Genomic DNA, 9015 nt, shown 5'->3' with positions numbered 1-9015 from the left:
AACCCGGCCTGCACTGTGGCAGGCCGGGATAGCCTGGAACGGTGGATTAGGCGACGTTGCCCAGGTCGCCGTAGATGAAGGCCTGCGGCCGGTAGACCGCCAGCGCCAGGCGCTCTTCGGCCAGGATGGTCACCAGGTTCTTGACGAAGTCGTCTTCGTTCTCGGTGGCCACCTCGACACGTGCCTGCCAGCGATCGAACAGCTGCGCCCCCAGCTTGAATGCGCCAGTGAGGAACTTGTCCTCGGCGATCGCCTGGGTTGCAACGACCGGCAGGTTCCACAGCGTGGCGCCGATGACACCCTGCGGATTGCCGATGATGTAGCGGCCCGTGGTGTCCTTCAGGAGCTCGACACGTGCCCAGTCGATCGGGTTGAGCACGATGCCGCTGGCCGGGAACTCAGCCAGCTGCGCCTGCAGCATGGCCAGGCGGATCTTGTCGATTACCGTGGCATCGGCCGGCTCGAACGGTGCAGCGTAAGCCGTCGCCTGCGGGATGATGCCCAGCAGGTTCTGGCCGGTGCCGTCACCATTGAGAAGCTGCTGCTCTTCCTTGAACGCCAGACCGTAGCGCAGGCGGCCATCGATGTAGCTGGCGAGCTGCGAGGCATCGCTGAGGATCTGGCGCGATGCCTTCATGTAGTGCGCGACCACCTTGGCAGTGGTGCTCACCAGGTCGAACTTCAGGCTGGACTCGGGCTTCTTCGCACCCTCGGCCACCGGTGCGGCATTGTTGGTGAAGCCAGTTTCCTTCACGTACTCCAGCGTGTTGCCGTCCATTCGGCCCGGCGTGATCAGGTCGCGGACAGTCAGGCGGCGGTCCGGCGGCGCGATGACACCCGGCAGACGGGTGGGGGTGACCAGGTCGCCGGCCGCGCCGTCGGTGTCGGTCGTGACCGAGGTGATCGCAGCACTGAACGTCATGTCGACGCGACCACGCGGGGTGGTCTTGCTGGCAAATGCCTGGAACTCGTCGCTGTTGACGAATTGCTGGCCGAACGACTGGTGCTGCACGTCGCCGCCCGCGCCGTTGGCCTCGATCTTGGCCAGCCGCTGCTCGGCAGCCTGGAGGTTGGCCTGCAGCTCGCCCTGCTTCATGAGGGCTTCATCGACTTTTGCCCGGGTTTCAGCAGACAGCTCAGTGTTCTTTGCGGCCACCTCGGCGTAGGACTTCAGCTGGTCGCCTACGGTCTTCAGGTCGGCACTGACCTGCTTGTACTGCTTCTCGACGTCCTCGCCCACGTCGCCGAACTGGGCATGGCGGCGGAACTGGGGGGTGTCGCTGGGCTTGATCAACATCGCCGCCAGGGCGACTACGCCTGCACTGCCGAGCAGGCTCATGGCAAGGACGGACGGGCCGACCTTTGCGAATGCGCCAACCGCCAGGGGAATCGCCGCTGCGATAGCGAGGACGACCAGGTAGAACGTCGCGGAGAGTTTCATGGACTTCATGTGCAAAGCTCCTATTGCGGGAGATTGAAAGAAAGACGCGGCAGCGGATCTGCCTGCACCCGGATGGCCTTTCGGCCGCTATCGGTGGGATCGCCCTCACCGCTGCCAGTGGGATCGCCCCGACTGGACTTGATTTCGCTGATCAAGCGCATCGCTTCTGACTTCGGCATGCCTGTAGCACGCAAGCCGGCCTCCACGCGGCGCACCGCTGAGGCGTTCTCCTTGCTTGCGCCCTTCTCCACCTGATCGGAGGCCAGTAGCTCATCTGCAAAGCCGTCCTCAACTGCGGAGGCACCGCCGATCCAAGTCTCGGCATCCATCAGCTTTGACATGGCCTTCTGCTCGGCACCGGTGCGCGCGGCGTAGATGCTGGCCATCGCGTCGTCGAATGGCTTGAGCGTCGCAGCAACGTCGGCCAGGTCGTGGCGATTTCCCACGGCAACGACCCAAGCGTTGTGGATCATCAAGAATCCGGCGCGCGCGATCTGGACCGTGTCACCGGCCATGGCGATGACGGACGCAGCCGATGCAGCCAAGCCCAACACCTTCACAGTGACCTCGCCGTCGTGCTCGCGCAGCAGGTTGTAGATGGCCAGGCCCTCGAACATGTCGCCGCCGGGGCTGTTGATGTTGACCGTGACCGGTCCTTTCCCCATCCCACGCAGGGATGCCGCGATGCGCTTGGCGGTCACGCCTTCGCCCGTCCAGTAGTCGTAGCCGATCACGTCATAGATGCTGATGGACCGCTCCGCATCGGTGTCGGAAGCCGCCCTGACGCCAGCCTCCCAGCGGTCAAGGGCGCGCGGCTGGATCTGGCTGCTGACAGCGGCGCAGGGGCGTCCCTCCGGTACACCCGGCAGCGTCTTGATCGTCATGTGGTCAGTCCTTCTTGTCTTCGGAGAAGCCCAGGAACGCGCGGATAGCGGCCCGGGCCTGGTCAGCATCTGAACCAGCGCCGATGGAATCCAGCGTGGTCATCGCGGTTTGCACGGTGAGCACGGCGGCATTACCGCCCATCGGCTCCCTGTCTTCCAACTCGCGCACTTCATCACGGGTCAGAATGCCCTTGTCCACCATCACCCCGTAGAACGCAGCGCGTCCGGCGCTGTCCGCGCGCAGAAGGCCTTCCACGGTGAACTTAGGGTAGTAGCGCAGGCGCTCGCCCGGCGTCAGCAGGTCCTTGCTGATGGCCTGCTCTATGCGCCGCAGCCACGGCCCCAGCGTGAAGGTCAGGAAGCCGATCATCTGCTGCTCGATACCGGTTCCCCAGCTCGTCGACTTCTCCGTATGGCCAACCATCCACGGCGGCACGCGGAACCAGCGGCAGATCGACTCCACGGAGAACGCCCGCGACTCCAACAGCTGCGCGTCGGATGGCTTGATGCCCAGCGTACCGGCCTCCGTTCCACCTTCGAGCAGCGGGGTTTCACCGCGCTCAATGGAACCCATCAGGTTCTTCTTGAACTCCGTCCGCTGCTCAGGCTTCAGGAACGCCTGGACCTTGTAGTAGATCGTCTGGAGCAGCCCGTTTCGGAATGTGCGAGCCGCTGCTCGGTCTGCAGCGATGGCGTTGCCGAACACCTTGGCACCGTAGGCGATCACGGACACGCCGTTCTCGCCATCCAGCGTGAACCCGGGAATGCGCCAGATCCTCGCCGGCGCGATGATCCTGGGAGCACCATTGGCGCGCAGGTAGCGATACACCTTGTTGCCGTTCAGGTCACGATTGATGGTGAGCCTGGCCGGATCAAGGAACTGCAGGCCGATCAGGCGTTCGCCGGCATAGAGCTTCTCAGCGAAGGCGTTGCCACGAAGCAGCATCGCGACAACCATGGCCTCCCAGAACACCGCCGCAGTCGAGTCGATGTTCGGCTGGTCGTGGACAACGAAATGCAGCGGGTGCTGGCTCGCGACGCGCTTTCCGGTCTTCGTCCTCTCATACATCGACAGGGGCAATGTGGCGATCGTCTCAGAGATCAAGCGGACACACGCCCAGGCTGCGTCGACTTGGAGAACCGCCTTTGCTGTGACGGCTACGCCGGCCTCATTAGCCATCTCGCGGTCGATATAGAGTTCTGCGTCGCGGGTCGTGAACGAACGAACCCACCCATCAACCGCTGCTCGGACCCGTCCCAGAAACCCGGTCTGATGCTTCATCTTCATGCGGATCCCGCCAAAATTGGGTTGCTCAACCAGTCGTCCATCCCGCCTGTCACCTCGCTCGTGAGAGATACGCCTATGGCCATCAGCAGCGCGGTGATGTCGTCGATCTTGTCGGCGGACCGGCGCTTGTCCGGCGCCATGTTCAAGTTCACGTCTTTGCGAGCGACCAGGTTGGCCGCGCACCAGGCCAGAACAGGGTCGCCGTCGTGCACAAGCCGCTTGCCGATGTAGGCGCGCTCCAGCTCGACCATCGCAGGGTGGTAGGACTTCGTGCCTTGGATGAACTCCACCAGCGGAACCTCTGACGCCACGAGCCGGCTGACCATCTCGGTCGCGTTCCAGCGGTCGAAGGCCAGGGACTGCAGGTTGAATCGCGCGTGGACATCCAGAATGGCCTGCTCAATCACCGCGTAGTCGGTGACCTCGCCCTCGGTTTGCTCCAGCAAGCCGGCTGCCACCCAACCTGCATACGGAACCGTGCCGCGCTCTGTGCGCTGTGCCACTGCGAACTCGGGCACCCAGCGGCGGCCCCAGGTGATGATCTTGTCGTCTAGGCGCCAGACCAGCCGCAGCGATGCAAGGTCTCGCGTACTGGCCAGGTCAAGGCCACCCCAGCATGGGACGTCCCTCAGCGCCTCCAGATCGACTACGCCATGGCAGGCATTCCACTTTGGCAGCAGGATGAAGCCGTTTGCCGCTGCAGCAGGCCGGTTCAGCCGCTTGATCTGGAATTCAGCGAGCTTCGAAGGCATCGCCCTCGCCTCGATCGATTCCTTCCTGATTGCCGCCAGCAGGTGGGGATTTACGTCCATCAACGGGTTGGCCTTGTGCCAAGCCTTCTCGTCGAAATCCCCGTCGTCCTTGTCCACTGCGAAGAAGATCGCCAAGAAGTGGTCGGCGGCGTCGCCGAACACCCCTTCCAGCAGCTGCGTGGCGAACTGCCGAATTTCCGACCAAGGGCCGGGGTTCGCGTACCCCTCTGTGGTCGTGAACAACCACAGAGGATTCCGGCGCGCACCGGCCGCCGACTGCAACACGTTCAGCAGATCGGGGGTCTTGTGCGCATGGATCTCGTCGAGACCGACGTGGGATGGGTTCAGACCGTCCTGCGTCGATGCCTTCGCGTTGATCGGCTTGAACGTCGCGCCGGTCTCGACCCGGCTGATCGCATTGGCCCAGCACTCCAGCCCGTAGGCCTCCCGAAGATCGGCTTTCTTCTCGGCCATCCGCTTGGCCACGTTGAAGATGATGCGCGCCTGGCTGCCAGTGGTAGCCGCGGAAATGACCTGCGCACCCTCTTCCTCTTCACAGCATTCGCAGTACAGCAAGATCGCGGCCGACAGCGTCGACTTCGCGTTCTTGCGCGCGACCGCGAACAGTGCGGACGTGAAGCGACGGGTTCCATCGGGCTTGCGGAACCCGAACAGCTGAACCACGAACCAGACGTGCGACGGGTGAAGCCGGATCTCCGGCGTCTCCCACTTGCCTTCTACGTGCGGGAGCAGTTCGATCCAGCTGCAGGCGTGATTGGCGTGATCGCGCGAGAAGGAGAACGGCGCTCCCTTCTTCTTTGCGCGCTTCAGATCGTCCAGGAACCGTTTTGCCGCCAGCTTGATCAGCCGGCCGAACCTGCCTCCCCTATCTGCCGCAGCCGCCTTCGCATACCCGATCGCGACATCGACGTAGTCATTTTCCAGCGGCGCGGGGCTTTCCGAGCGCGGCGAACGCGTTGCTCGGCTTTTCCGTGTCGCCATTCGGTTTCACCTTTCCCTGCGCCACTGGCGTCAGGCCGAAGTCGTTCATCAGTCCACGCAACTGGGCAACCATCGATGCAACCGGCGCCTCGCCTGCGGCGTATAGCTGGACGGTCTTTCCATGAAGAGCGCAGAGCTGGCCGAGCGCCGACAGGCCGGCCTCGGTCAGGAGCTTGTTTGCGTGGAGGATTGGGGCTAACCGCTCCCATTCCTTACGTGCGTGTGCGTTGGGCATCCAGTCCGGTGCGGGTGGCACATCGGACACCAGGGGTAGCTCGGCTGCGACAGCCGCTTCTCGGTCAGGCCGGTCAGTGCCGGCCACCACCTTCAGCGCTGTCGGCTTGCGGGGGCGGGGCATAGACGGGCCTCAAAAACTGAATTTTCTGAATTGACGGTGCAAAAAAACGACTGAGCGGCCGGTGTCCGAGGGGAACGCTTCGAACTTTTTCCCCTCCCCCCGTGGCATGTGATGCAAATCGATCGCATTCATCGTTTCGAGAGGTACGGATGAGAACGATTCGCGCCTCGCGCTGCCTCTGCCTTGGTCTTCGCGCCGTGGCACTCGCAGCAGATCGCCTGCAGGTTGTCCAGGGCATCCGTGCCGCCTTCCGCCTGCGGCACAACGTGGTCAACCTCTTCTGCCTGGCGGATGCGACCAGCAGCGCGGCATGGCTGGCAGAGGTACAGGTCACGAGCCATCACCGCATCGCGCTTGCGGCGCCAGGGTCGGCCGCCTCGCCCTTTGCCGTAGTTCTCAGGGGCCGACTGAGCAACGTGCACGGGCGCAAGCTGAGGCATCGGCCGATGGCGATTCGGGAACCCTGGCATCAGCCGAGACTCTGCGACTGGTCGCGCTCGCCGGGCACCGCCTCACCGTCCAGGCTGCGGGCTGGCTCCTCCTGCCCTTCCTCTCCCTCAGCTGCCAGTGCCGCCAAGAGGGCGTCGACCTTCTCTTCGAGCCGGGCGGTGGCCTGGCGCTGCTCTTCCTGCTGCAGTTCTATCCGACGCAGCCGGTCGTGCAGGCTCATCGCATCACCTCGGCACGGTCTGCTGCAATGACGGCTTGGCAGGCGCGGACGTGGTCGTCTGCGTCGCGTCCGATTTGAACAAGAGCGCCCGCGACCTCTGTTCGTAGTTGGGCTGCCTGGTCACGTTCGACGGCGCCGGCGACGGCTTGGGACAGGCGAGCGGTGTTGCAGGTGGCGAGGTCGTCGCGCAGCTGGAGGCTGCCATCGCGCAGACCAGCAGCAACAGCAGCAGGGACGGCCGTGGCCGCGGTGCGGTCTTCTTCATGCTTGGCTCCGATGGTGGCCAGCGCCTCGGCCTGGCTGTGATCTACGGCACGGGTCTGGGTGATCTGCTCGACCTGCGCGGCGCTGGCGCTGGCAAGCTGCCGGGCGTCCACGGTCTCGGCCCGTTCACCGCGCCAGGCCCAGCCTGCACCGAACATGCCAGCAGACCAGGCGACGAACACCGAAAGGTAGATGGCGATCCGGTTCATTTCAGGCTCCCGGCCCCTTGCGGGTCATGCCGAAGAAGTAGCCGATGACCATGCCGGTCGCGTTGTTCAAGCCGCCGATCAGCATGCCGAACGAGTCCTTGTTCTCCGGCGGAATGGCCACTGCGATCAGGGCGGCCATGGCCATCCCAAGCAGGAACAGCACCAGCACGGCGATGCCGACGCGAGCGGCGCCGATGTTGCGGGTCGCGAAGGTCATGCGGCACCTGCCAGTGAATGAATTTCCTCCAGCGCCCAGTGGTAGAGCTGCTGGTCGATGATGGTCACGCGCGTGAGGCGCTTTCCTCGCACTTCCTTGATGGCCACCTGGGTGGACTGCTGAACAGCCAGCAGCACGAATGCGATGCGCTGCTTGGTCGGATCAGGCTCCTGCAACACCGCAAGCGCGTCGCTGACCATCTCACGAATGGCCAGCAGCAGCTCGGCTGTGGGGCTCTTGGCCTTCTGACTCTCCAACACCACCAGCACGCCCTGCAGCTGACTTACCGGCGATAGCCGGGCGCCCTTCTTCTTCGGCGTCATGCGGACAGTGCCTTCAGCGCGCGGGCGTAGCGCGCCCTTCGGTCAGCAGCGCCGGTCTGCCCACCGTTGACTCGCTCGGTGATCTCATCGAAACGGCTGGCATCCGCCAGCTTGTTCAGGGATCGGGCATCCCAGAATGCTCCGGCGGCAAGGGCGCCCCACTTCGGCTGCTCCAGTTCCTCGGGCTTAGCCTCGAAGTCAGGCACGCCCTTGATACCCTTCGCCCGCAGAGCGTCGCGGATGGCCGCATAGTTGGCCCGACCGGTGTTCTGGATAGGACCACGGCCGCGATAGCGGTAGCCATCGCCACTCGCCTCCGAGCCATTGCCCAGCCGGTTGGCATACGCGTTGTTGCCGATCGCAACCGGTCTCCGCTCCAGCGCGCGCGCCAGGTCGTTCGGCTTCCTCGGCTTGGCCTTGGGGTCAACGGCGTAGCGGCTGGGCCATGTGTCGGCCATGCCCTGCGCACCGTAGTTCAGGTTCTCCACGGTCCTGGTCAGGCTTGCCGACTCGTGGCCAACCTGCGCCAGGAACGCTGCCACCCGCTTCGGGGTGCTGATGCCGTACGCAGTGCAGGCGTCGGTCAGGGGCTGGGCCCACTGGGCGGCGACGGCGGCACTGCAGCCGACCGCCTGCTGGATTGTCGAGGCGGTCAGGATCATGGCGGGTCCGAAAATGAAAACCCCGGCTGGGTGGCCGGGGTCGGGTCGTGCGCGATGCTAGTGAATTTACCCCTAGATGTGCGGGAGCATCAATCCCGCAGCGTCGCGATCGTCCATGCAGTCCTCGCGGCAGTTACCGCGGAAGGTAACGCAATCGACGATGACCCGATGGCGGATGCCGCGCCCATCCATTCCAGAAACCTTGTCCATACCTTTTCGTCTGCCTCCAAGAACTCAGGGATTGAAATGCCGCCGTACACTTCGAGGCAGTCCAAGTAAAATCCGACGCTATCCTGTTCGGCTGGAAGGTGAAAGCCAGCCTTCTCTGCCATTTGGAGGGCCAGTGGCTGAGCTTTGCTCAGGGCGTAAGGAGCCAACATCCTTGCCTTGATGACTACGCCATGCTGCCGCTCAATATCCAGTATCCGACTGCTGAGCTGCCACATTTCAGACTGGTCCGTTCGCAGCTGTGGGACCTTTGCGTGCAGAACAGTCCACCTCGCCGTGATTTCGTCCATCCGTCGGCGCGCCTCTTCCGGCTCCATTTGGCATTCCGGGTCAAAGGGAAGAAGCAACTGGCGAACTTCATACACGCCGGTTGCGAATCCCCGCAACCTCGTCATCATGTCCATACCGTCTTTCAAGACCAGCGATATGTCTGCCGCAGCGGCAAGCTCCAGATCCAATCGCTTTACCCGCTTGAATGCGAGCATCGAGGCCACCGCCACGACAGTGCCGGCGGCCGCCAAGGCCGCCTCTGGTTTCGACGCGACGATCTCGCCCAGCTCATACATTTTGAGCGGCGCCACACCGAAGATTCGTTCGGAATAGCAGTACAGCGCATAGACCATGGCTAACGTTACTGTAGGTCGCCGGAGAAATGCCCATACAGCACCAACAACAAGGACTGCCGCCCAGACCCTTCTACGCTTCTTGCTATCCATG

Annotated in this window: 11 protein-coding genes; all 11 read right to left on the bottom strand. The window is 63.7% G+C overall.

Going from position 1 to position 9015, the window contains the following annotated elements; all coding sequences use genetic code 11:
• Positions 1–46: 46 nt before the first annotated feature.
• Positions 47–1450 carry a phage major capsid protein gene (locus tag NSQ78_RS09155; protein ID WP_149902085.1) on the bottom strand — a complete coding sequence of 468 codons (1404 nt, stop codon included), beginning with the start codon at positions 1448–1450 and terminating at the stop codon, positions 47–49.
• An 11-nt stretch (positions 1451–1461) separates the two neighbouring features.
• Positions 1462–2325 (bottom strand): head maturation protease, ClpP-related, encoded by an 864-nt coding sequence (locus tag NSQ78_RS09150; RefSeq protein WP_053092058.1) that lies wholly within the window; start codon positions 2323–2325, stop codon positions 1462–1464.
• A gap of 4 nt (positions 2326–2329) precedes the next feature.
• Positions 2330–3613, bottom strand: a complete 1284-nt coding sequence (locus NSQ78_RS09145) for a phage portal protein (RefSeq protein WP_223224853.1) — start codon at positions 3611–3613, stop codon at positions 2330–2332.
• Positions 3610–5367, bottom strand: coding sequence for a terminase TerL endonuclease subunit (locus NSQ78_RS09140; protein ID WP_149902084.1), 1758 nt, complete (start codon positions 5365–5367; stop codon positions 3610–3612). Before NSQ78_RS09140 ends, NSQ78_RS09145 begins: the two co-directional genes overlap by 4 nt.
• Positions 5300–5725 (bottom strand): hypothetical protein, encoded by a 426-nt coding sequence (locus tag NSQ78_RS09135; protein ID WP_149902083.1) that lies wholly within the window; start codon positions 5723–5725, stop codon positions 5300–5302. Before NSQ78_RS09135 ends, NSQ78_RS09140 begins: the two co-directional genes overlap by 68 nt.
• Before the next feature lie 469 nt (positions 5726–6194).
• Positions 6195–6395, bottom strand: a complete 201-nt coding sequence (locus NSQ78_RS09130; protein WP_149902081.1) for a hypothetical protein — start codon at positions 6393–6395, stop codon at positions 6195–6197.
• Positions 6392–6868, bottom strand: a complete 477-nt coding sequence (locus NSQ78_RS09125; protein ID WP_188348116.1) for a hypothetical protein — start codon at positions 6866–6868, stop codon at positions 6392–6394. Before NSQ78_RS09125 ends, NSQ78_RS09130 begins: the two co-directional genes overlap by 4 nt.
• 1 nt (position 6869) lies before the next feature.
• The gene (locus tag NSQ78_RS09120; RefSeq protein WP_043034789.1) at positions 6870–7085 is read right to left on the bottom strand and encodes a hypothetical protein; all 216 of its coding nucleotides are present in this window, start codon (positions 7083–7085) and stop codon (positions 6870–6872) included.
• Positions 7082–7408 (bottom strand): hypothetical protein, encoded by a 327-nt coding sequence (locus tag NSQ78_RS09115; RefSeq protein WP_149902080.1) that lies wholly within the window; start codon positions 7406–7408, stop codon positions 7082–7084. Before NSQ78_RS09115 ends, NSQ78_RS09120 begins: the two co-directional genes overlap by 4 nt.
• Positions 7405–8070 carry a glycoside hydrolase family 19 protein gene (locus tag NSQ78_RS09110; protein ID WP_149902079.1) on the bottom strand — a complete coding sequence of 222 codons (666 nt, stop codon included), beginning with the start codon at positions 8068–8070 and terminating at the stop codon, positions 7405–7407. The genes NSQ78_RS09115 and NSQ78_RS09110 overlap by 4 nt, the downstream gene beginning before the upstream one ends.
• Positions 8071–8159: 89 nt before the next feature.
• Positions 8160–9014, bottom strand: a complete 855-nt coding sequence (locus NSQ78_RS09105) for a hypothetical protein (protein WP_149902078.1) — start codon at positions 9012–9014, stop codon at positions 8160–8162.
• Position 9015: the final 1 nt, after the last annotated feature.

Source organism: Stenotrophomonas sp. FSL W7-1447, from assembly GCF_037966425.1.
Lineage (GTDB): Bacteria > Pseudomonadota > Gammaproteobacteria > Xanthomonadales > Xanthomonadaceae > Stenotrophomonas > Stenotrophomonas pavanii.
Note: the sequence above shows the minus strand (reverse complement) of the source record. Positions and strands in the feature narration are given on the sequence as shown.

Coding starts and splice junctions, on each gene's coding strand:
- NSQ78_RS09155 (WP_149902085.1), bottom strand. CDS start 1,450: ATGAAGTCCATGAAACTCTCCGCGACGTTCTACCTGGTCGTCCTCGCT.
- NSQ78_RS09150 (WP_053092058.1), bottom strand. CDS start 2,325: ATGACGATCAAGACGCTGCCGGGTGTACCGGAGGGACGCCCCTGCGCC.
- NSQ78_RS09145 (WP_223224853.1), bottom strand. CDS start 3,613: ATGAAGATGAAGCATCAGACCGGGTTTCTGGGACGGGTCCGAGCAGCG.
- NSQ78_RS09140 (WP_149902084.1), bottom strand. CDS start 5,367: ATGGCGACACGGAAAAGCCGAGCAACGCGTTCGCCGCGCTCGGAAAGC.
- NSQ78_RS09135 (WP_149902083.1), bottom strand. CDS start 5,725: ATGCCCCGCCCCCGCAAGCCGACAGCGCTGAAGGTGGTGGCCGGCACT.
- NSQ78_RS09130 (WP_149902081.1), bottom strand. CDS start 6,395: ATGAGCCTGCACGACCGGCTGCGTCGGATAGAACTGCAGCAGGAAGAG.
- NSQ78_RS09125 (WP_188348116.1), bottom strand. CDS start 6,868: ATGAACCGGATCGCCATCTACCTTTCGGTGTTCGTCGCCTGGTCTGCT.
- NSQ78_RS09120 (WP_043034789.1), bottom strand. CDS start 7,085: ATGACCTTCGCGACCCGCAACATCGGCGCCGCTCGCGTCGGCATCGCC.
- NSQ78_RS09115 (WP_149902080.1), bottom strand. CDS start 7,408: ATGACGCCGAAGAAGAAGGGCGCCCGGCTATCGCCGGTAAGTCAGCTG.
- NSQ78_RS09110 (WP_149902079.1), bottom strand. CDS start 8,070: ATGATCCTGACCGCCTCGACAATCCAGCAGGCGGTCGGCTGCAGTGCC.
- NSQ78_RS09105 (WP_149902078.1), bottom strand. CDS start 9,014: ATGGATAGCAAGAAGCGTAGAAGGGTCTGGGCGGCAGTCCTTGTTGTT.